The sequence below is a fragment of the Streptomyces sp. NPDC087422 genome (assembly GCF_044744145.1).
In the GTDB taxonomy this organism is placed as follows: domain Bacteria; phylum Actinomycetota; class Actinomycetes; order Streptomycetales; family Streptomycetaceae; genus Actinacidiphila.
On the sequence record NZ_JBIUXT010000003.1, the window covers coordinates 84,611 to 105,472 of the forward strand.

At 70.8% G+C, this 20,862-nt stretch carries 16 protein-coding genes and 1 tRNA gene; 8 read left to right on the top strand and 9 right to left on the bottom strand.

Annotated features, from left to right (window positions below):
- Nucleotides 1–126 precede the first annotated feature (126 nt).
- On the top strand, nt 127–1,281 hold the full coding sequence (locus ACIO6U_RS10145) for a hypothetical protein (protein WP_355346243.1): 1,155 nt from the start codon (nt 127–129) through the stop codon (nt 1,279–1,281).
- Between the two features lie 34 nt (nt 1,282–1,315).
- Here the strand turns inward: ACIO6U_RS10145 and ACIO6U_RS10150 are convergent, their stop codons facing one another.
- On the bottom strand, nt 1,316–1,861 hold the full coding sequence (locus ACIO6U_RS10150) for a YbjN domain-containing protein (protein WP_355346246.1): 546 nt from the start codon (nt 1,859–1,861) through the stop codon (nt 1,316–1,318).
- Between the two features lie 184 nt (nt 1,862–2,045).
- The gene (gene clpB, locus ACIO6U_RS10155; RefSeq protein WP_355346249.1) at nt 2,046–4,661 is read right to left on the bottom strand and encodes an ATP-dependent chaperone ClpB; all 2,616 of its coding nucleotides are present in this window, start codon (nt 4,659–4,661) and stop codon (nt 2,046–2,048) included.
- A gap of 368 nt (nt 4,662–5,029) precedes the next feature.
- Between clpB and ACIO6U_RS10160 the strand changes: the two genes are divergently transcribed.
- The 3 genes from ACIO6U_RS10160 to ACIO6U_RS10170 all read left to right on the top strand — a co-directional run bounded on the left by ACIO6U_RS10160 (nt 5,030) and on the right by ACIO6U_RS10170 (nt 8,697).
- Nucleotides 5,030–6,304, top strand: coding sequence for a cytochrome P450 (locus tag ACIO6U_RS10160; RefSeq protein WP_401717308.1), 1,275 nt, complete (start codon nt 5,030–5,032; stop codon nt 6,302–6,304).
- A 127-nt stretch (nt 6,305–6,431) separates the two neighbouring features.
- Nucleotides 6,432–6,836, top strand: a complete 405-nt coding sequence (locus ACIO6U_RS10165; RefSeq protein ID WP_355346252.1) for a TIGR03618 family F420-dependent PPOX class oxidoreductase — start codon at nt 6,432–6,434, stop codon at nt 6,834–6,836.
- Nucleotides 6,837–7,050: 214 nt separating this feature from the next.
- Complete coding sequence (locus ACIO6U_RS10170) at nt 7,051–8,697, top strand: phosphodiester glycosidase family protein (protein ID WP_401717311.1); 1,647 nt, start codon at nt 7,051–7,053, stop codon at nt 8,695–8,697.
- A gap of 106 nt (nt 8,698–8,803) precedes the next feature.
- Here ACIO6U_RS10170 and ACIO6U_RS10175 read toward each other — a convergent pair whose 3' ends face one another.
- From ACIO6U_RS10175 to ACIO6U_RS10195, 5 genes are all read right to left on the bottom strand, one after another.
- A complete protein-coding gene (locus ACIO6U_RS10175) occupies nt 8,804–9,271 on the bottom strand; it encodes a heat shock protein transcriptional repressor HspR (RefSeq protein ID WP_391041587.1) in 468 nt (155 codons plus the stop codon).
- Between the two features lie 5 nt (nt 9,272–9,276).
- Nucleotides 9,277–10,476, bottom strand: coding sequence for a molecular chaperone DnaJ (dnaJ, locus tag ACIO6U_RS10180; protein WP_355346258.1), 1,200 nt, complete (start codon nt 10,474–10,476; stop codon nt 9,277–9,279).
- Nucleotides 10,477–10,557: 81 nt separating this feature from the next.
- Entirely contained in the window at nt 10,558–11,229 is a 672-nt protein-coding gene (gene grpE, locus ACIO6U_RS10185; RefSeq protein ID WP_355346261.1) for a nucleotide exchange factor GrpE, read from the bottom strand.
- On the bottom strand, nt 11,226–13,103 hold the full coding sequence (gene dnaK, locus ACIO6U_RS10190) for a molecular chaperone DnaK (RefSeq protein WP_355346264.1): 1,878 nt from the start codon (nt 13,101–13,103) through the stop codon (nt 11,226–11,228). The genes grpE and dnaK overlap by 4 nt, the downstream gene beginning before the upstream one ends.
- A gap of 170 nt (nt 13,104–13,273) precedes the next feature.
- A complete protein-coding gene (locus tag ACIO6U_RS10195; protein WP_401717316.1) occupies nt 13,274–14,176 on the bottom strand; it encodes an LCP family protein in 903 nt (300 codons plus the stop codon).
- Nucleotides 14,177–14,302: 126 nt separating this feature from the next.
- On the opposite strand from ACIO6U_RS10195, the gene ACIO6U_RS10200 reads away from it, so the two are divergent.
- From ACIO6U_RS10200 to ACIO6U_RS10210, 3 genes are all read left to right on the top strand, one after another.
- Nucleotides 14,303–15,541 (top strand): nucleotide sugar dehydrogenase, encoded by a 1,239-nt coding sequence (locus ACIO6U_RS10200; protein WP_401717319.1) that lies wholly within the window; start codon nt 14,303–14,305, stop codon nt 15,539–15,541.
- Nucleotides 15,542–15,795: 254 nt separating this feature from the next.
- The gene (locus tag ACIO6U_RS10205) at nt 15,796–18,066 is read left to right on the top strand and encodes a heterodisulfide reductase-related iron-sulfur binding cluster (RefSeq protein ID WP_391041594.1); all 2,271 of its coding nucleotides are present in this window, start codon (nt 15,796–15,798) and stop codon (nt 18,064–18,066) included.
- 154 nt (nt 18,067–18,220) lie between these two features.
- Complete coding sequence (locus ACIO6U_RS10210) at nt 18,221–19,228, top strand: YIP1 family protein (RefSeq protein WP_401717322.1); 1,008 nt, start codon at nt 18,221–18,223, stop codon at nt 19,226–19,228.
- Nucleotides 19,229–19,242: 14 nt separating this feature from the next.
- On the opposite strand, the gene dcd is transcribed toward ACIO6U_RS10210, so the two are convergent.
- Nucleotides 19,243–19,818 carry a dCTP deaminase gene (dcd, locus tag ACIO6U_RS10215; RefSeq protein ID WP_355346279.1) on the bottom strand — a complete coding sequence of 192 codons (576 nt, stop codon included), beginning with the start codon at nt 19,816–19,818 and terminating at the stop codon, nt 19,243–19,245.
- A gap of 406 nt (nt 19,819–20,224) precedes the next feature.
- On the opposite strand from dcd, the gene ACIO6U_RS10220 reads away from it, so the two are divergent.
- Nucleotides 20,225–20,298: transfer RNA gene (locus tag ACIO6U_RS10220), tRNA-Gly, on the top strand.
- Nucleotides 20,299–20,387: 89 nt separating this feature from the next.
- Here ACIO6U_RS10220 and ACIO6U_RS10225 read toward each other — a convergent pair.
- A complete protein-coding gene (locus ACIO6U_RS10225; RefSeq protein ID WP_391041598.1) occupies nt 20,388–20,855 on the bottom strand; it encodes a hypothetical protein in 468 nt (155 codons plus the stop codon).
- Nucleotides 20,856–20,862: the final 7 nt, after the last annotated feature.

The following is a 20,862-nucleotide window of genomic DNA, read 5'->3' on the forward strand; positions in this document are numbered from 1 at the left end:
ACCCCCGACCGTGGGTGAACGTGCGTCCTCCTCGGGCGTGTCAGACCCGGACCACGGGGCGCGGAGCGCGATAGTCGTTTTGTCCGACTAAGAGAAGTTCGCGAGCCCCCCGAGGAGCCGGGTCCATTGGTCGTCGTCGAACCGGTGACGTCGTCGCCGAAAGCACTGGCCGTGCGGGCGGCGACGGGGGCCGGCCCCGCGGTGGCGGGCTTCGTCGTGGCCCGGATGGCGGGCCTGGTGGTGCTGACGCTGTGGGCGCACCGCACCCACCGCCACCCGCGCGATCTGCTCGGCCTGAGCTGGGACGGCCTCTGGTACCACCGGATCGCGGAGTGGGGCTACGGCACCTTCATCCCGGCCTGGGAGGCGCCGGGCCTGCGGTACGACGATCTGGCCTTCTTCCCGCTCTACCCGATGACGGTGCGCGCCGCCGACGCGGTGCTCCCGGTCGGCTCGGTGGCGTGCGCGCTGCTCGTGGCGTGGGCGGGCGCGGTGGCCGCCGCGTGGGGGATCTACGCGGTGACCGAGCACCGCTACGGCCGCAGGACGGCGACCGCGCTGGTCCTCGTATGGGGGCTGCTGCCGCACTCGGTGGTGCTGTCGATGGCGTACACCGAGTCGCTGATGACGGCCTTCGCCGCCTGGGCGCTGTACGCCGCCGTCACGCGCCGCTGGCTGACCGCCGGGCTGCTGGCCGTACTCGCCGGGCTGACCCGGCCGAACGCCGTCGCCGTGGCCGCCGCCGTCTCGATCGCGGCCCTCGCGCACTGCCGCAGGGACCCGCGCGACTGGCGGGCCTGGGCCGCGGCCGTCGCCGCGCCGCTCGGCTGGTGCGGCTACCTCGGCTGGGTGGGCCTGCGGACCGGAGCCGTCCGCGGCTACTTCGACGTGCAGACCCGCTGGGGCTCGCGGTTCGACTTCGGCCACTACGCGCTGCACTACGTCAAGCACATGGTGCTCGAACCCGAGACACTCTCCGCCTACATGGCGACGGCGGTGTGCGCGGCGGCGGCCGTCCTGCTCGTACTGGCGCTGCTGGACCGGATGCCGCTGCCGCTGCTGGTGTACGCGGCGGTGCTGGTGGTGATCGCGCTGGGCGGCGCGGGCTTCTTCTCCTGCAAGCCGCGCTTCCTGCTGCCCGCCTTCCCGCTGCTGGTGCCGTGCGCGGCGGCGCTCGCGAAAGCCCGGCCGCGCACCGCCGCCGTGACGGTGGCGGCGCTGGCCGGGATCTCACTCGGCTACGGGACGTACCTGCTGACGGTCGTGCCCGTGCCCCTCTAACGGACCCGTGCCCCTCCGAAGCGAGGGGACCGCGTCAGTCGTCGCTGCCGCCGTCACCCTCGGCGCCGCCGTCCGTACCGCCCTCGACGTCCTTCTCCAGGCCGAGCGTCTCGCCGACCCACTTGTCGAATTCGATGGACGCGCGCACCCAGCTCACCGTGCTGGACACGAAGTGCTCGAGGCCGACGCCGAGGCCGATCAGGAGCTGGGCCTCGCCGATCAGACGGACGGAGCCGTCGTCGTGCGTGTGCGTGTAGACCTTGGGCCACAGGGTGCGGCGGTTCCAGTCGTCGATGACCTCGTGGAGCTGAGGCTTGTCGTCGACCGAGTACGCGTGGTCGTAGAAGGTCCGGACGGCGAAGACCGCCTGCTCACCCTCGCCGCGGAACATGAAGTACGTGCGGAATTCCTCCCACGGCGCGGCGAGGTCGCCCTCCTCGTCGACGAGGTACTTCAGCTCCATCTGTTCGAGCAACTGCTTGACCAGTTCCTGGTCAGGGATGACCACGCTGCCGGCGGGTCCGTTCGGCTCGGGGTCCTGGCCCCCGAAATTGGGGATCGAGGACGGGTCGATGCTCACGGTGAAGGTTCCCTTCGAGACGTTTCTCCTCCATCCTCCCCCATTCCCGCCGGGCGGTGGCAACCCCCGGCGATACGCGTTGGGCGTACCGCCGGGGGCCCGCCGGTGAAAGGCGTCACCGCCCGCCCGCGAAGGGGGTCACCACCCGCCCCCGAAGGGCGTCACCACCTGCCCGTCGGGCACCTCATTTGCTGAGGTCGGGCCCCGTCGTCGGCCCCACGATCAGGCCGTCGGCCGCCCGGTCCACCCGTACGTTCTGCCCGTCGATCACCTCGCCCGACAGGATCGCGCGGGCCAGCGGGTCGCCGATCGCGGTCTGCACGAGGCGGCGCAGCGGCCGGGCGCCGTACGCCGGGTCGTTGCCCTCCTCGGCGAGCCAGTCGAGGGCGCCGTCGGTGACTTCGAGGGTGAGGCGGCGGTCGCGCAGCCGGTCCGCGAGCCGGTCGGTCTGGAGCCGGGCGATCTGCCGCAGCTCGGTCGGGTCGAGCGCGGAGAAGACCACGGTGTCGTCCAGCCGGTTCAGGAACTCCGGCTTGAAGGACGCGCGGACCGTCTCCAGCACCCGCTCCTTCTTCTGCGCCGGGTCCAGCGCCGGGTCGACCAGGTAGTGGCTGCCCAGGTTCGAGGTGAGGATCAGGATGACGTTGCGGAAGTCGACCGTACGGCCCTGCCCGTCGGTCAGCCGTCCGTCGTCCAGCACCTGGAGCAGGATGTCGAAGACCTCGGGGTGCGCCTTCTCCACCTCGTCCAGCAGCACGACGCTGTACGGGCGGCGCCGTACCGCCTCGGTGAGCTGGCCGCCCTCCTCGTACCCGACGTAGCCGGGAGGCGCGCCGACCAGCCGGGCGACCGAGTGCTTCTCGCCGTACTCGCTCATGTCGATCCGGACCATGGCCCGCTCGTCGTCGAAGAGGAAGTCGGCGAGCGCCTTGGCCAGCTCGGTCTTGCCGACGCCGGTGGGGCCGAGGAAGAGGAAGGAGCCGGTGGGGCGGTCGGGGTCGGCGATGCCGGAGCGCGAGCGGCGTACGGCGTCGGAGACGGCGCGTACGGCCTCGGTCTGGCCGATCAGCCGCTTGCCCAGCTCCTCCTCCATGCGCAGCAGCTTCTGCGTCTCGCCCTCCAGCAGGCGGCCCGCGGGGATGCCGGTCCAGGCGGCGACGACGTCGGCGATGTCGTCGGGGCCGACCTCCTCCTTGACCATGTTCGTCGAGGGACCCTGGGCCGCGGCCTCTTCCTCCTCCCTGGTGGCCTCCTCCAGCTCGGCCTCCAGCTTGGGCTTCTCGGCGTAGAGCAGCTTGGACGCGGTCTCGAAGTCGCCGTCGCGCTGGGCGCGTTCGATCCGCGTACCGATGTCGTCCAGCCGCTCCTTCAGCTCACCGACCCGGTTGAGGCCCTGCTTCTCCTTCTCCCAGCGCGCGTTGAGCCCGCGCAGCTCCTCCTCGCGGTCGGCGAGGTCCTTGCGGAGCTTTTCCAGCCGCTGTACGGAGCCGGGGTCGGTCTCGTTCTTGAGCGCCATCTCCTCCATGCGCAGCCGGTCCACGGCCCGCTGGAGCTCGTCGATCTCGACCGGCGAGGAGTCGATCTCCATGCGCAGCCGGGACGCGGCCTCGTCCACCAGGTCGATGGCCTTGTCGGGCAGGAAGCGGGAGGTGATGTAGCGGTCGGAGAGGGTGGCGGCGGCGACCAGCGCGGAGTCGGCGATCTGCACCTTGTGGTGCGCCTCGTAGCGGCCCTTGAGGCCGCGCAGGATCGCCACGGTGTCCTCGACGGACGGCTCGGCGACCAGCACCTGCTGGAAGCGGCGCTCCAGCGCCGGGTCCTTCTCGATCCGCTCGCGGTACTCGTCCAGCGTCGTCGCGCCGACCATCCGCAGCTCGCCGCGGGCCAGCATCGGCTTGAGCATGTTGCCCGCGTCCATGGCGGAGTCGCCGCCAGCGCCCGCGCCGACGACGGTGTGCAGCTCGTCGATGAAGGTGATGACCTGGCCGTCGCTGTCCTTGATCTCGGCCAGGACGGACTTGAGCCGCTCCTCGAACTCGCCGCGGTACTTCGCGCCCGCGACCATCGCGCCGAGGTCGAGCGAGACCAGCCGCTTGTCGCGCAGCGACTCGGGCACGTCGCCCTTGACGATCCGCTGGGCCAGGCCCTCGACGACGGCGGTCTTGCCGACGCCGGGCTCGCCGATCAGCACCGGATTGTTCTTCGTACGGCGGGACAGCACCTGGACGACGCGGCGGATCTCCTGATCGCGGCCGATCACCGGGTCGAGCTTGCCCTCGCGGGCGGCGGCGGTGAAGTCGGTGCCGTACTTCTCCAGGGCCTTGTACGTGCCCTCGGGGTCCTGGGTGGTCACGCGCTGCCCTCCGCGGGCGGTCTCGAAGGCGTCGAGCAGGCTCTTGGCCTTGGCGCCCTGGGCGGCGAGCAGCTCACCGGCGGGTCCGCCCTTGACGGCGGTCCCGATCAGCAGGTGCTCGGTGGACAAGTAGGCGTCGCCCAGCTCCTTGGCGCGCTGCGAGGCGTCCGCGATGACGGCCAGCAGGTCGCGGTTGGCCTGCGGGGGCGCGACGGTGGAGCCCTGCACCTTCGGCAGAGCCGCGACCAGCCGCTCCGCGCCCGCCCGCAGCGTATCGGGGTCGGCGCCGGTGGCGGCCAGCAGGTCGAGGATGTTCTCGTTGTCCGTGCCGCTCAACAGGGCGAGCAGCAGATGCGCGGGCGTCAGGTCCGGGTTGCCCTCGGAGACGGCCCGGGTGTTGGCGGCGTTCAGCGCTTCCCGGCTCTTGTTGGTCAGCTCGGCGTCCACTGGCGTCGGCTCCTCCTCTTGATCGACGTGTCCGATGCTCCGATGCGATCGGCGTAAACCTGCCTTGAGCAACATGAGGCAAGTTGAGTCTATTCCACTCAAGGTGACTTTGGGGCGACTTCGGGAACGGTCACACGGAGACGTCGGGAACGGGGCGGAGAGTCCGCGCGCCGGACCCCGAGGCGAGCAGATGTGTTTTTGTATGAACGTTGAGTAAATCCCGGCGGCGGTGCGACAATGCCTGCTTCAACTCCGCTGGAAGGCAGCGGAGTTGGGGTCCGCTCCAGCCGTTTTGGCCGCATCTGCGCTTGTCCGTACGGCCGCATGTCCGCTTGACTCCTCCATACCCGCCGTCCGTGAGGACTCCCATGAGCGACGCGCACTCCATGGACCCGACCGGCGCCGCGCTGCACGCGGACGCCGCCGCACTGCGCGAGGCGGGGGCCGTCTGCCCCGTGACACTGCCGGACGGCGTCCCCGGGATGATCGTCTCCCGTTACCAGGAGCTGCGCGATTTCTTGGCCGACCCCAAGGTGGCCAAGAACGCCGCGCACTTCGCCGCCCTCCAGCGGGGCGAGGTCCCCGAACAGTGGCAGCTCAACGCCTTCGCGCTGGTCAACGGCATGACGACGGCGGACGGCGACGACCACAGGCGGCTGCGCGGCCTGGCCACCAAGGCGTTCACCCCGCGCCGGGTGGCCGCGATGCGCCCCCGGATCGAGGCCCAGGCCGCCGAGCTGCTGGCCGCGCTCCCCGGCCGCGCGGACGCCGACGGCGTGGTCGACCTGCGCGAGTGCTACGCCTATCCGCTGCCGATGGGCGTGATCTGCGAGCTGCTGGGCATCGCCCCCGCCCACCGGGACCGGCTGCACGCCCTCAGCCGCCTGATCGTCAGCACCAGCAGCTCCGCGGCCGACGCGATGGCCGCGCAGCGCGAGACGTACGCGATCCTCGGCCAGGTCGTCGCGGAGCGGCGCGCGGCACCCGGCGACGACCTGACGAGCGCGCTGATCGCGGCGCGCGGCGAGGAGAGCGGTGACGGCTCCGGCGCCGGCTCGGGCGACTCCCGCGACGGCTCCCGCGCTGCCTCCGGCGGGCGCCTCAGTGACGCCGAGCTGACCGGCACCCTGCTGCTGATGATCGTCGCCGGGCACGAGACGACCCTCAATCTGATCGTCAACGCGGTACGCGCCCTGTGCGGCCACCCCGACCAGCTCGCGCTCGTGCTGACGGGCGAGGTGTCCTGGGACGCGGTGGTCGAGGAGACGCTGCGCTGGGACGGCCCAGTGGCGAATTTCCCGTTCCGCTACCCGATCACCGATCTGGTGGTTGACGGCACCTCTGTGCCGCGTGGTACAGCCGTCCTCGCCGGATACGCCGCCGCCGGACGCGACCCGCGCGAGTACGGCCCCGACGCCGACCGCTTCGACATCACCCGCCCCGCCAACCGGCACCTCGCCTTCGGCCACGGCAGCCACTACTGCCTGGGCGCGCCGCTGGCCCGCCTCGAAGCGGTGATCGCCCTGCGCGGCCTGTACGCCGCGTACCCCGGCCTCGCCCTCGCCGTCCCCGACGCCGAACTCCCGCCGCTGCCGGGCTTCGTGGGCAACAGCACCGCCGCGCTCCCGGTCCGCCTGACCTGACCTGTGCGAGCCCGGGCCTGACCCGTACGAGCCCGCTCCTGACCCGTACGAGCCGGAGGCCGGCCCGTACGAGCCCGAGGCCGCCCCCTGCGCACCCGCCCGCGCGCCTCCGCGTACCGTCCCGTCCATGGCATCCGATCCCCGCTCCCCCGCACCCGGTTACCTCGCTTTCTGGCGCGAGCGGCACCTGTGCACCCTCACCACCCCGCGCCCCGACGGCTCCCCGCACGTCGTCCCGGTCGGCGTCACGTACGACCCCGAGGCGGGGCTCGCCCGCGTCATCGCCAACGGCAGGAGCACCAAGGCCCTGAACGTCCTGGCGGCGGGCCCCGGCGGCGCGCGGGTCGCGGTCTGCCAGGTCGAGCGGCGGATCTGGGCCACCCTCGAAGGCGTGGCCACCGTCTCCGCCGACCCGGACCGCGTCGCCGAGGCCGTACGCCGCTACACCGAGCGCTACGGCCGCACCCCCTCCCCCAACCCGGACCGCGTCGTGATCGAGATCGCCCTGACCCGGGCGATGGGCAACGCGTGAGGGGGTATCACGGCACGCCGTCGGCGTAACGTCCACAACACGCGTAACAGCCGCAACGCCCGTACGGCGTACGGCGGATGACGGCATTCGTCGGCTGTTCGCCCGGAACTCACCCCCACAAGGCGGGGTCTTCGCGTAGGACGGCTCTCATCGGGCGCGGAAGCCGCCCGCCCGCAGTCGTCAGCCGTCAGCCGTCGTACGTGAAGGGGTCTTCATGGAGCACACCAAGGGTGCCGCACGGGTACGCGTCCGCACCGTCGTGGCCGCCGTCGCCGTACTCGCCGCCGTCGTACCGCTCGCCCTCGACTCGACGGCCCAGGCCGCCGTGCCCGGTCACCAGCCGGACCCCTCGGCTGCCACCGGCCACCGCAACCCCGTCTCGTCGCGGTGGACGACGCGGGACCTCGCGCCCGGCCTCCAGGTCCGCACCGGGACGATCCGGCGCGCGGACGCGGCGCCGTCCTGGACCGTCACCGTCCAGCGGCCGGCCACCAGCAGGCTGACCGGCGCGCCGACCGGGCTCGAAGTGAGCGACAGGGCGTGGGCGGACGACACGGCGGCGCGGCTGCGCGCGGCGGGCTTCGCGCCACGCGTCGAGACCGTCCGGTGGCCCGCCTACAGCGACACCCCGCACGGCACGATGGGCCTGCGGGTACGGATCGGCGGGTACGCCACGCAGGCCGCCGCCACGGCCGCCGCGCAGCCCGTCACCGCGGCGGGCTTCCTCACCGCCGTCGAGTGGACCGGCTACGACGCCGACCAGCCCGCCGACGTGCAGAACATCCACATCGCGACCGTCGACCCGCGCGTGTTCCGCGGCACGGTCGCGGGCACCCACGACGGCGATGTCGCGCGCCGCGAGACCCCGTCGTCGGTCGCCAGGAAGCTGGGCTCCCTGGTCGCCGTCAACGGCGGCTTCTTCGTCATCACCAACGCCGGCGGCATCCAGGGCACCCAGTCGGGACTCGGCGCCTACGACGGGCGGCTGGAGTCGATGTCGGCCGGCGCGCGCGCCGCCCTGGTGCTCGCCGACGGCGGGCGGCACTTCCGTATCGCCGACCTGAACAGCACGGCCACCGCCCGCGCGGGCGGCGCGTCCTACGCCGTGCAGGGCGTCAACCGGCTGCCCGGCACGGTCCGCGACTGCGGGCGCCCCGGCGGCACCCCGAGCGAGCTGCCCTGGCAGGACGTCACCTGCTACGAGAAGGACGACCTGGTGGCGTTCACCCCCGCCTTCGGCGCCGCCCTGCCCACCGGCACCGGCGTCCAGGCCGTGCTCGACGCCCAGGGCGACGTGGTGTCCGTCGGCGCGCGCGGCGGCCGGGTCCCCGCCGACGGCTCGGTGCTCCAGGGCATCGGCTCGGCCGCCGACTGGCTGACCACGTACGCCCGTACGGGTGAGCGCGTATCGGTCGGGACGACCATCCGCGACACCGAGGGCGAGATCCTCGCCCTCGGCCCCGACGACAGCGTCGTCAGCGCCGCCCCCACCCTCGTCCAGGACGGCCGGATCGCCGTGGACGCCGCCGCCGAGGGCGTCGTCGACCCGCTCGACCTGTCCTTCGGCTACGTCTGGGCCAACGGCCGCCAGCCCCGCACCCTGGCCGGGATCGACGACCGGGGCCGCCTGCTGCTGGTCACGGTCGACGGCCGCCAGACCGGCGGCGGCAGCGAGGGCTTCACGCTCATGGAGGCCGCCGCCTTCATGCGCTCCCTGGGCGCCGTCCAGGCCCTCAACCTCGACGGCGGCGGCTCCACCACCTTCGCCGTCGACGGCACCCTCGCCAACAACCCCTCGGACGCGACGGGCGAGCGCGCCGTGGGCGACTCCGTCCAGGTCGTCCCGGCCGCGCTCCACTGACCGGCGCCGCCGACCGGACGCACGACGACGGACGGTCCGTCTCCCTCACGTGAGGGAGACGGACCGTCCGTCGTAAGGAGCCCTGGGCCGTGCGGGTGAGCGGGCGTCAGCCGTCGCGCTTGGGCCGCCAGACCACCAGCGCGCTGGTGTGCTGGACGTCCTGGTAGGGAACCAGGTCCCGGCGGTACGAGGCGTGCACGGCGGCCTCGCGCTGCTGGATGACGGCGGCGGCGCCCTCGACGGCGGCGGAGAGTTCGGCCACGCGCGCCTGGAGGGCGGCGACCTGGTTCTCCAGCTCGATGATCCGCTTGATGCCCGCGAGGTTGATGCCCTCGTCCTGCGAGAGCCGCTGCACCTCGCGGAGCTGCTCGATGTCACGGGTGGAGTAGCGACGGCCGCGCCCGGCGGTACGGTCGGGCGAGACCAGCCCGAGGCGGTCGTACTGACGCAGGGTCTGCGGGTGCAGCCCGGACAGCTCGGCCGCCACCGAGATGACGTAGACCGGGGACTCCTCGGTCAGTTGGTAGGGATTACGGCCGCGCGGGCCTCTCATACCGCTTCCGTCGACGCTCATTCAGGTCACGCTCCCTTTGCGGCCTTGAACAGCTCCGCCCGCGGGTCGTGCCCCGCGGTCGCTTCCCGGTAGGACTCCAGCGCGTCCAGCGCCTTGCCCTCGGTCTTCTCCGGCACCGCCACCTCGATGGTGACGAGCAGATCGCCCCGTGAACCGTCCTTGCGCATGGCGCCCTTGCCGCGGGCGCGCAGCGTACGGCCGTTCGGCGTACCGGCCGGAAGCTTGAGGGTGACCGGCGGGCCGCCCAGGGTGGGCACCTTGATCTCGCCGCCGAGCGCCGCCTCGGCGAAGGTCACCGGCACGGTGACCGTGAGATTGGACTCGCGGCGCCCGAAGACCGGGTGCGCTCCGACGTGCACGACCACGTACAGGTCGCCGCCGGGGCCGCCGCGCTCGCCGGGCGCGCCCTTGCCGCGCAGCCGGATCCGCTGCCCGTCGGTGACACCGGCCGGGATACGGACCTGCATGGTGCGCGAGGAACGGGCCCGCCCGCTGCCCTTGCAGACGTCGCAAGGGGTCTCGGCGATCAGGCCGCGGCCCTTGCAGTCCACGCACGGGTCGGTGAGCGAGAAGCCGCCACCGCCGCCGCGCGAGACCTGCCCGGTGCCGACGCAGGTCGGGCACACCCGGGGCGTGCCGTTCTTGTCGCCGGTGCCGGAGCACGCCTTGCAGGGCGCCTGCGAGGACATCCGCAGCGGGACCGTGGCCCCGTCGACCGCCTCGGTGAAGCTCAGCGTCACCTCGGACTCGATGTCCTGGCCGCGGCGCGGCTGCACCCGCGTGCCCGCGCCGCCCCGGTTGAACAGACCGCCGAAGACGTCGCCCAGGCCGCCGCCGAAGCCGCCGCCCTGCCCGCCGGTGGTCTGCCCGCCGGGCTGGCCGCCCGTGCCGCCGAACAGGTCGCCGAGGTCGAAGTTGAAGCCGCCGGCGCCGCCCGCGCCGGGACCGGGGCGGAAGCCGCCGTTCCCGAACAGCGCGCGGCCCTCGTCGTACTCCTTGCGACGCTTGGCGTCGGACAGCACGTCGTTGGCCTCGGAGATCTCCTTGAAGCGCTCCTCGGCCTTCGCGTCGCCCTTGTTGGCGTCCGGGTGGAACTCGCGGGCGAGCTTCCGGTACGCCTTCTTGATCTCGGCGTCCGTGGCGTCCTTGGGCACGCCGAGGACCTTGTACAGGTCCTTCTCCAACAGGTCCCTACTGACGCTCATCCCCGACGTCCCTCCTCTCCACCACTTCCAGGCGCGCCGCCGGTGACCGGCACACTCCTACGCCCACTTACTTCTACGCCGTCAGCCCTCGTCCGGGCCACCGGTCTCCTCTTCGTCGGCCTTCTTCTCCGCCGCCGACTCGTCCTTGCCCTGGCTGCCCGGCTGCGGTTCGGCGACCGCGACCCTGGCGGGCCGCAGATTGCGCTCCCCGATGCGGTACCCGGGCTGGAGGATCTGCACGCATGTGGTCTGCGTGACATCCGGCGAATAGCTGTGCATCAGGGCCTCGTGCACCAGCGGGTCGAAGGGCTCGCCCTCCTTGCCGAACTGTTGCAGCCCCAGCTTCGCCGCCACCGTCTCCAGCGACTCGGCGACCGACTTGAAGCCGCCGACCAGCTCGCCGTGTTCCCGCGCCCGGCCGATGTCGTCGAGCACCGGGAGCAGTTCGGTGAGCAGATTGGCGACCGCGACCTCCTTGACGGCGACCCGGTCCCGCTCCACCCTGCGGCGGTAGTTCTGATACTCGGCCTGGAGCCGCTGGAGGTCCGCGGTGCGCTCGTTGAGCGCGGTGCGCACCTGGTCCAGCTGTGCCCGCAGGGCCGTCAGCTCCTTCGCGTCCCCGTCCGGGGCCGGGGCCGCCGGGCCCGCCTCATCGGCGGACCCGGCGGCCTTCGCGGCGGCGTCCGGCTGCTCCTCGCCGGCCTCTGAAGGGACGTCGGGCTCCGACTCGAAGCCCTTCGGCTCCTCCGTCACGCGGCACCGTCCCTCTTGTTGGCGTTCTCGTCGTCGACGATCTCGGCGTCGACCACGTCGTCGTCCGCGGCGGCGTCGGCCTGACCGTCGGAGGGGGCGTCGGCGGTCGCGCTGCCGGAGGCGCCGTCGGTCTGCGCGTACAGCGCCTGGCCCAGCTTCTGGCTGGTGGCCGCGACCTTCTCGGTGGCCTCGCGGATCGCGGCGGTGTTGCCGTCGTCCGTCGACTCGTTCTTCAGCTTCTCCTTGAGGTCCGCGACCGCGGTCTCGACCTCGGACCTGACGTCCTCGGGGAGCTTGTCCTTGTTGTCCGCGATGAACTTCTCGGTCTGGTAGACGAGCTGCTCACCCTGGTTGCGGGTCTCGGCGGACTCGCGGCGCTTGTGGTCCTCGTCCGCGTACTGCTCGGCCTCCTGGCGCATGCGGTCGACCTCGTCCTTGGGCAGCGAGGAGCCGCCGGTGACGGTCATCCGCTGCTCCTTGCCGGTGCCGAGGTCCTTCGCGCCGACGTGCATGATGCCGTTGGCGTCGATGTCGAAGGTGACCTCGATCTGCGGCATCCCGCGGGGGGCGGGCGGCAGGCCGGTCAGCTCGAACATGCCGAGCTTCTTGTTGTACGCCGCGATCTCGCGCTCGCCCTGGTAGACCTGGATCTGGACCGACGGCTGGTTGTCCTCGGCCGTGGTGAAGATCTCGGAGCGCTTGGTCGGGATGGTCGTGTTGCGCTCGATCAGCTTGGTCATGATGCCGCCCTTGGTCTCGATACCGAGGGACAGCGGGGTGACGTCGAGCAGCAGGACGTCCTTGACCTCGCCCTTGAGCACACCGGCCTGGAGGGACGCGCCGATGGCGACGACCTCGTCCGGGTTGACGCCCTTGTTGGCGTCCTTGCCGCCGGTCAGCTCGCGCACCAGCTCCGCGACGGCGGGCATACGCGTCGAGCCGCCGACCAGGACGACGTGGTCGATCTCCGAGAGCTGGATCCCGGCGTCCTTGATGACGTTGTGGAACGGCGTCTTGCAGCGCTCCAGCAGGTCGGTGGTGAGCTGCTGGAACTGGGCGCGGGTGAGCTTCTCGTCCAGGTGCAGCGGGCCCTCGGCGGACGCCGTGATGTACGGCAGGTTGATCGAGGTCTCGGTGGACGAGGACAGCTCGATCTTCGCCTTCTCCGCCGCCTCGCGCAGGCGCTGGAGGGCCATCTTGTCCTTGCCCAGGTCCACGCCGTGGCCGGACTGGAACTGCTTCACCAGGTAGTCGACGACGCGCTGGTCCCAGTCGTCACCACCGAGGTGGTTGTCGCCGTTGGTGGCCTTCACCTCGACGACGCCGTCGCCGATCTCCAGCAGCGAGACGTCGAAGGTGCCGCCACCGAGGTCGAAGACCAGGATGGTCTGGTCGTCCTTGTCGAGGCCGTAGGCCAGCGCGGCGGCGGTCGGCTCGTTGACGATGCGCAGCACGTTGAGGCCCGCGATCTCACCGGCCTCCTTGGTGGCCTGGCGCTCGGAGTCGTTGAAGTACGCGGGGACGGTGATCACCGCGTCGGTGACCTTCTCGCCCAGGTACGACTCCGCGTCCCGCTTGAGCTTCTGCAGGATGAAGGCGCTCATCTGCTGCGGGTTGAAGTCCTTGCCGTCCAGGTTGATCTTCCAGTCGGTGCCCATGTGGCGCTTGACCGACCGGACGGTCCTGTCGACGTTGGTGACAGCCTGGCGCTTGGCGACCTCGCCGACGAGCACCTCGCCGTTCTTGGCGAAGGCGACGACGGACGGCGTGGTCCTGGCGCCCTCTGCGTTGGTGATGACGGTGGGCTCGCCGCCTTCGAGAACGCTGACGACGGAATTAGTCGTGCCCAGGTCGATGCCGACCGCACGTGCCATGGTGAAATCCTCCTGCTGACTTGAGTGGAACTGACTCAAGACTGCACGACCCGGGATCTTCTGTCAACAGACGTGAGTCGACCCCACTCAACTTATCTCTGCTTTATGTGCGCAGGGCGGATGTTCTCGCAGGTCGGATGGGGTGCGGCGAGGTGCGGCGAGGTGCCGCGTCAGCGGCTTGGAGAGGCAGGCACCGGGCGGTCCGCGCGCAGCGCCGCCAGCAGCGGACCGGACTCGGCCGGCCGGGCCGACAGCGTACGGAAGGCGAGGGCGCCGTCCGGCACCTTGCGCAGGCTTCCCGCCAGCTCGTACAGCGCGGGCAGCGTACTGAGTCCGGGATCGGCCGTGAGGGACGAGGTGGCCGTGTCGACCAGGCCGAAGAACCGGGCCGGATGGCGCAGCGTGTCCGCCCCGCGCGCCTCACGGGTCAGCGTACGCAACAGCTCGCGGCGGCGCTCACCGGTGTGGGCGCCGACCGCGGCCTCGATCCGGTCGAACCCGGCGAGGTCCACCACCATGTGGTGGTCGACGCGGATGCCGCTGAGCCGTTCGAAGGCGCGGATCGAGCAGGCCGCCCCGCCGCTGCTGAAGGCGCGGCCGAAGGGTTCGTACGCGGCCGGGCTCGTACCGCCGTCCGGGCGGGGACAGCTCGGCACGCCGACCTTCAGGGAGCGCGGTACGCCGACGGCGGCGGCGTGGCGGCGGTCGGCGGACAGGTGCAGCAGGACGGCGGCGTCGGAGGTGTCCTCACCCGGGGGCGCGCCGGAGCCCGGGCCGCGCTCGGCGTTCTGGCCGCCGTGGGCTCCGCTGCCGCTTGGGCCGCCCTGGCCGCTCGGGCCGCTCTGGCCGCCCTGGCCGCCCTGGCCGCTTTCGGAGCCCAGCATCAGGATGTTGCGCGCCTGCGGCACCAGCGCGCGGGGCCGCTCCTTCGCGTACCGGGCGAGCACCTTGTCCGCGGCCCGGTCGGTGTGGATGTTGCCGCTGAACTTCCGGTAGGACGCCCAGCCCAGACCCGCCGTCACCACGAGGAGGAGCCCGGCGCCGATCGCGACCCAGCGCAGCACGGCCCGCATGCCCGCCTCCTCCCGCGTGATCGTGGCGCCTCGTCCGTCATGGCCCGCTCGCGCGGTGGCCCGACATCCGATGAACTTAATGTCGCCTTTGCCATACTTGTCACGATTAGAGCTAATTTAAGCGTCATGGAACCCACCGAAGACAGCCGGCACGTCGTCGTCGTAGGCCAGGGCCAGGTCGGGCTGCCGCTGGCACTGCGGGCGGCGGAGGCCGGTTTCACGGTCACCGGGATCGACATCGACGAACAGCTGGTCAAACGGCTGACGGCCGGGGACTCCCGCGTCGGCGACGTCCCCGCGGAGCGGCTGGCCGAGGCCCTCGCCTCCGGCCGTTACCGGGCCAGTACGGACTACGCCGACGCCCGCGACTTCGACGTCTGCGTGATCACCGTCCCCGTACCGGTCCACGACGGCGTCCCCGACCGCGGCGCGATCGTGGACGCGGGCCGGGCTGTCGCCCCGCACCTGCGCCCGCGCGCCACCGTCGTCCTGGAGTCCACGACCGCGCCCGGCACCACCGAGGAGCTGCTGCGGCCGGTCCTGGAGGAGATCAGCGGCCTGACCGCGGGCAGCGCCTTCCACCTGGGTTACAGCCCCGGGCGCACCGACCCCGGCAACCCCCGGTGGCGGCTGGAGAACACCCCCAAGGTCGTCTCCGGTGTGAACGTACGATCGCTCCTCGCCGTCGACGGCTTCTACTCCCGAATCGTGCGCAATACGGTGCCGGTTTCGTCGCCGCGCACCGCCGAGCTGACCAAGCTCATCGAGGACGCCTTCCGCCAGGTGAACATCGCCCTGGTCAACGAACTGGCCACCGTCACCGGGCCGATGGGCACCGACATCCGCGAGGCGATCGACGCGGCGGCCACCAAGCCTTACGGCTTCCTGCCCTTCCACCCCGGCCCCGGCGTCGGCGGTCACCGGCTGCCGGTCCCCCGCGGTCTGCTGCGTTTCGCGGCGCTCGCCGAGGAGATCAACGGGCTGATGCCCACCCAGGTGGTGGACAGGATCGCGGCCGGTCTCGACGCCAGGCAGCGGCCGGTCGAGGGAAGCCGCGTCCTTCTGCTGGGTCTCGCTTACAAACGCGAAAGCGGAGACCTTCGCGAATCGCCCGCGCTCGCCATCGCGGCCGGGCTGACGGCGCTCGGCGCCCGGGTGCGCGCGGTCGAGCCGTACGCGGACCCGGCCCGGCTGCCCGCCGACCTGCTGTGCGTGGAGCTGACCGAGGAGGAGGCCGCGGCGGCGGATGTGGTGGTCGTCGCGACCGACCACGACGTCTTCGACTACACGATGGTCGCGCGGGCGGCGACGTACGTCTTCGACACGCGGAACCGGTGCCGGGGTGAGAGCGTGGAGCGGCTCTGAGCCGGTCACGGCAGGGCGCGACAGGCCGCACCGCGACGCAGATCACGAGTTGCACGGCTGTATGCGCCCGCGGATCGCGGGTAATCTCAGCGGAGACCGGATTAAGTTACCGCTTAGTACGACCTTGCTCGTACGACCCGTACGACCCTGTACAAGCGTTGCCCGTACGACCTTGCCAGCACGAAGCCTTCCCGCCCGATCCTGAACCCACGGCCCCCTCCCACTGAACCGCCGCGCAGGCCCGAGGAGCCCACATGCAACTCGCCGCGATCATCGTGTCGCTGGTCCTCACCGCGGTCGGCGTCGCCCTGATCAGCCTCGCCGTCGCGCAGATCTTCCGGTTCGTCACGCTCGGCCAGCCCGTGCCCGCGGGCTCCCGCACGAACGACTGGGTGGCCAGGTCCACGACCCTGGCCAGGGAATTCGTCGGCCACACCCGGATGAACAAGTGGGGCGTCGTCGGCGTCGCGCACTGGTTCGTGGCGGTCGGCTTCCTCACCCTCGGCCTGACGATCGTCAACGCGTACGGCCAGCTCTTCAAGGCCGACTGGATCCTGCCGTGGATCGGCACCTGGCTGCCGTACGAGGTGTACACCGAGTTCATCGCGGCGCTCACCACCCTCGGCATCCTCACCCTGATCGTGATCCGGCTGCTGAATCTGCCCTCGCGCGCCGGCCGCAAGTCCCGCTTCACCGGTTCGACGGCCTGGCAGGCGTACTTCGTGGAGTACGTCGTTCTGATCATCGGCCTGGCGATCCTGACGCTGCGCGGCCTGGAGGGCGCCCTGCACGGCGTCGACCACTACGAGGCCGCGTACTTCGTCTCGTACCCGCTGGTCGCCGCCTTCCGGAAGATGAGCACCGGCAGCCTCCAGAACACCGTCTACGCCGTCGCCATGGTCAAGCTGGGCGTCACGATGATCTGGGCGATCGTGCTCGGCCTGCACACCAACATGAGCGTGGCCTGGCACCGCTTCCTGGCCTTCCCCAACATCTGGTTCAAGCGGAACGCGGACGGTCCGGTCGCGCTCGGCGCGCTCCAGCCGATGGTCTCCGCGGGCAAGCCCATCGACTTCGAGGACCCGGGCGAGGACGACCAGTTCGGCGTCTCCCAGATCGAGCACTTCTCCTGGAAGGGCATCCTCGACTTCTCCACCTGCACCGAGTGCGGGCGCTGCCAGTCGCAGTGCCCCGCCTGGAACACCGGCAAGCCGCTCTCCCCCAAGCTGCTGATCATGTCGCTGCGCGACCACGCGCACGCCAAGGCGCCGTATCTGCTGGCCGGCGGCGGCAAGAACGCCGAGGGCGAGGAGACCGGTACGCCCGAGCAGCTCGCGGGCGTCCCCGCCGCCGCGCTCGCCGAGGCCGAGCGCCCGCTGATCGGCACGGCGGAGGAGAACGGGGTCATCGACCCCGACGTGCTGTGGTCCTGCACCACCTGCGGCGCCTGCGTCGAGCAGTGCCCGGTCGACATCGAGCACATCGACCACATCGTCGACATGCGCCGCTACCAGGTGATGATCGAGTCGTCGTTCCCGAGCGAGGCGGGCACGATGCTCAAGAACCTGGAGAAGAAGGGCAACCCGTGGGGCCTGCCGAAGAAGCAGCGCCTGGCCTGGGTCAAGGAAGTCGACTTCGAGGTGCCGGTCGTCGGCGAGGACGTCGAGGACCTGACCGAGGTCGAGTACCTGTACTGGGTCGGCTGCGCGGGCTCCCTGGAGGACCGCGCGAAGAAGACCACCAAGGCTTTCGCCGAGCTCCTGCACATCGCGGGCGTCAAGTTCGCGATCATGGGCGGCGACGAGAACTGCACCGGTGACTCCGCCCGCCGCCTGGGCAACGAATTCCTCTTCCAGCAGCTCGGCCAGGAGAACGTGGCCATGCTCAACATGGCCTTCGGCGAGTCCCTCGACGAGGACGGCGCGGTGGACCCCTCCACGCGCAAGCCGCGCGCCTCGAAGAAGATCGTCGCCACCTGCCCGCACTGCTTCAACACCATCGCCAACGAGTACCCGCAGCTCGGCGGCGAGTACGAGGTCGTCCACCACACCCAGCTCCTCCAGCACCTCGTGGACGAGGGCAAGTTGGTGCCGGTCACGCCGGTCGAGGGCCTGATCACGTACCACGACCCCTGCTACCTCGGGCGGCACAACAAGGTCTACACACCGCCGCGCGAGATCATCGCGTCCGTGCCCGGTCTGCGGAACGAGGAGATGCACCGCCACAAGGAGCGCGGCTTCTGCTGCGGCGCGGGCGGCGCCCGGATGTGGATGGAGGAGCGGATCGGCAAGCGCGTCAACAACGAGCGCGTCGACGAGGCGCTTTCCCTCAACCCGGACATCATCTCCACCGCGTGCCCGTTCTGCCTGGTCATGCTCTCCGACTCCGTCAACGGCAAGAAGAACGACGGCCAGGCGAAGGAGGCCCTCCAGGTCGTGGACGTCTCGCAGCTTCTCCTCCAGTCGGTGAAGGCGCCGGCGGACGCGGCCGAGCTGAGCGAGGAAGCGCCGGCCGGGACGGCCTGATCCGGGGCCTCACCAGCCCTTACGGGTTCCCCTAGGGGTTTGCCCGGGGGTCCGTCGACGGGTTCGCCGCCGCGTGTCACAGGTTGGCAGCAATGGGCGGCGGCGGACCGGCCGACAGGAGCGGTGCGGCGGCTTACCGGGTACGTTCGATGACGTGGCTGGATTCAGGAATCGACACGGTGAGGGCGGTGGCCGGGGCGGCCGTCCCGGCCAGGGGCCGGGATACGGCGCGGGTCACGGGCAGGGCGCGGGTCACGGGCAGGGCGCGGGTCAGGGACACGGCGCGGGGTACGGGCAGGGCGCCGGTTACGGGCAGGGCGCGGGTCACGGGCCGGGCTCCTACGGAACGCCTCCCGGCGAGCCGGAGTACTACGCGCCCGCGGCGGGGCAGCCCGGCGGGTACGACGAGTCGCCCGGCCAGACGAAGGCGTTCACGCTGGGCGCCGGGTTCGCGGGCCAGGGCCAGGAGCCGTACGTCGACCCGTACGCCGGGCAGCAGCCGTACGCGCAGCCTTCGCACGCACAGGCCCCGTACACCCAGCCCCCGTACGCCCAGCCCCCGTACTCGGGCGACAACGTGGCGACGTACCGCGCGGGTCAGTCCGCCGCGCCGCCGGTCGGTCCGCGGCTGCACTGGAAGGAGTTGCTGAGCGGCGTCGTGCTGCGCCCCGGCCGCACCTTCTGGCAGATGCGCGACCACACGGTCTGGGGCCCGGCCCTGACCGTGACCTTCCTCTACGGGCTGCTCGCCGTCTTCGGCTTCGACGCCGCCCGCAGCGACGTCCTGGACGCGACGCTCACCACCAGCATCCCGTGGGTGCTCACCACGGCCGTCGCCGTCGTCATCTCCGCGGTCACGCTCGGCGCGGTCACCAACACCCTCGCGCGGCAGTTCGGCGGCGACGGCGCCTGGGCGCCGACGATCGGGCTCTCGCTCCTGATCACGACGCTCACCGACGCCCCGCGTCTCTTCTTCGCACTCTTCCTCGGCGGCGCCAACAGCTTCGTCCAACTCCTGGGCTGGCTCACCTGGCTGGGCTGCGCCGCGCTGCTCACCTCGATGGTCAGCAAGTCGCACGACCTGCCGTGGCCGAAGGCGCTCGGGGCGGCGTCGATCCAACTGATCGCGCTGCTCTGCCTGTTCAAGCTGCCGCTGATCTGACCCGCCCCGGGGTCTCAGACCTTGGTGCGGTGGAAGTTCATGAAGGACCGTGAAGGCGTCGGCCCGCGCTGCCCCTGGTAACGGGAGCCGTACTGCTGCGATCCGTAAGGGAATTCGGCGGGCGAGGTCAGCCGGAAGAGACAGAGCTGCCCGATCTTCATTCCGGGCCAGAGCTTGATCGGGAGCGTCGCGACATTCGACAGCTCCAGCGTCACATGCCCGGAGAAACCGGGGTCGATGAACCCCGCGGTCGAGTGCGTCAGCAGCCCCAGCCGCCCCAGACTCGACTTCCCCTCCAGCCGCGACGCCATGTCGTCGGGCAACGAGATGACCTCGTACGTCGACCCGAGCACGAATTCCCCCGGATGCAGGATGAACGGCTCGTCACCCTCCGGCTCCACCAGCCGCGTCAGGTCCGGCTGTTCCACCGCCGGGTCGATGTGCGGATACCGGTGGTTCTCGAACACCCGGAAGAACCGGTCCAGCCGCACATCAATACTCGACGGCTGCACCATCGACGGCTCGAACGGGTCCACGCGCACGCGTCCGTTGTCGATTTCGGCTCGAATGTCCTTGTCAGAGAGAAGCACGCCCCGAAGGTTACGCGCCCGGAGCGGCCCCGACCCAATCCTCCGGCCCGGAGCCGCCACCTCACCGGCCTCCGACTACCGCTTCTCCCCGCCCCCGGCCACCGGCACCGCGTGCCTCAGCCGCGCGCACTTGGGACACCTCAACAACCGCCCGGGCCCCAACCGCTCGGCCCCCAAATGCTGCATCGGGAACGAAGCCGTACTGAACACATGCCCCTCAGCACAACGAACAACGGTGCGCTCCATCAAGTCCCTTCCCCAACCAACCGGCGTGGACGACAAACCCACACATTAGGGGATCAACCCACCGCGCACCCACTCACCACTCCGCCCCCAACCTACGCCCCACCCCACCCCCCACATGCGGTAGACTCCCCCACGAAGCCACCCCCACCAGGGCCTTCACGCGGATGTAGTTTAATGGTAGAACATGAGCTTCCCAAGCTCAGAGCGCGGGTTCGATTCCCGTCATCCGCTCCATTACTAAAGCCCCGGGTCGAAGACCCGGGGCTTTTTTTGTCAAGACCGATTCTGGGAACGCGCGGTCAAGGACGACCGATGGTAGATATTCAAGGCCGGCTTCGATAGTGCGCTAGACGCGAGGCGTCCCATTCCATAATCTCAAGAATGTCATCGAGATATCCACCGGTTTCGTAACTGTGCTCCCTCAAAAACTCCTGATACAGCAACAAAAGACCATCGCGAATAGTCTCAAAGCAGCGCCAATAGTAGCCCGACTCGATCGAATCGCCATCTTCCTCTCCGGCAGCAAACCCGAGAACAGCCCATGTGGCTTCTTCCACCTGGGCCGGCGGCAGCCCGTCGGCGAACATCGCCATGACAACCGTGCACACCGCAGGCGCAGGGGGCATCAGGATCGACTGGATGAACACATGCCCGTCCAAAGCGCGCAGCACACCCGGGTTCCCGTCGATCGCGGATTCCAGCAGCGCGATCAGATGTACCGCCGATTCTCCGCAACCACACTCCACCGCATCCCAGTCCTGCCGACCTAGTTCTCTTCGCGCAAGACTCAATTAATTC

Excerpts from the sequence above, each read along its gene's own strand:
- ACIO6U_RS10175 (WP_391041587.1), bottom strand. The coding sequence starts at position 9,271 with ATGAGCGTCGACGGAAGCGGTATGAGAGGCCCGCGCGGCCGTAATCCC.
- ACIO6U_RS10200 (WP_401717319.1), top strand. The coding sequence starts at position 14,303 with ATGGAACCCACCGAAGACAGCCGGCACGTCGTCGTCGTAGGCCAGGGC.
- dnaJ (WP_355346258.1), bottom strand. The coding sequence starts at position 10,476 with ATGAGCGTCAGTAGGGACCTGTTGGAGAAGGACCTGTACAAGGTCCTC.
- ACIO6U_RS10165 (WP_355346252.1), top strand. The coding sequence starts at position 6,432 with ATGGCATCCGATCCCCGCTCCCCCGCACCCGGTTACCTCGCTTTCTGG.
- ACIO6U_RS10160 (WP_401717308.1), top strand. The coding sequence starts at position 5,030 with ATGAGCGACGCGCACTCCATGGACCCGACCGGCGCCGCGCTGCACGCG.
- dnaK (WP_355346264.1), bottom strand. The coding sequence starts at position 13,103 with ATGGCACGTGCGGTCGGCATCGACCTGGGCACGACTAATTCCGTCGTC.
- ACIO6U_RS10205 (WP_391041594.1), top strand. The coding sequence starts at position 15,796 with ATGCAACTCGCCGCGATCATCGTGTCGCTGGTCCTCACCGCGGTCGGC.
- ACIO6U_RS10195 (WP_401717316.1), bottom strand. The coding sequence starts at position 14,176 with ATGCGGGCCGTGCTGCGCTGGGTCGCGATCGGCGCCGGGCTCCTCCTC.
- ACIO6U_RS10170 (WP_401717311.1), top strand. The coding sequence starts at position 7,051 with ATGGAGCACACCAAGGGTGCCGCACGGGTACGCGTCCGCACCGTCGTG.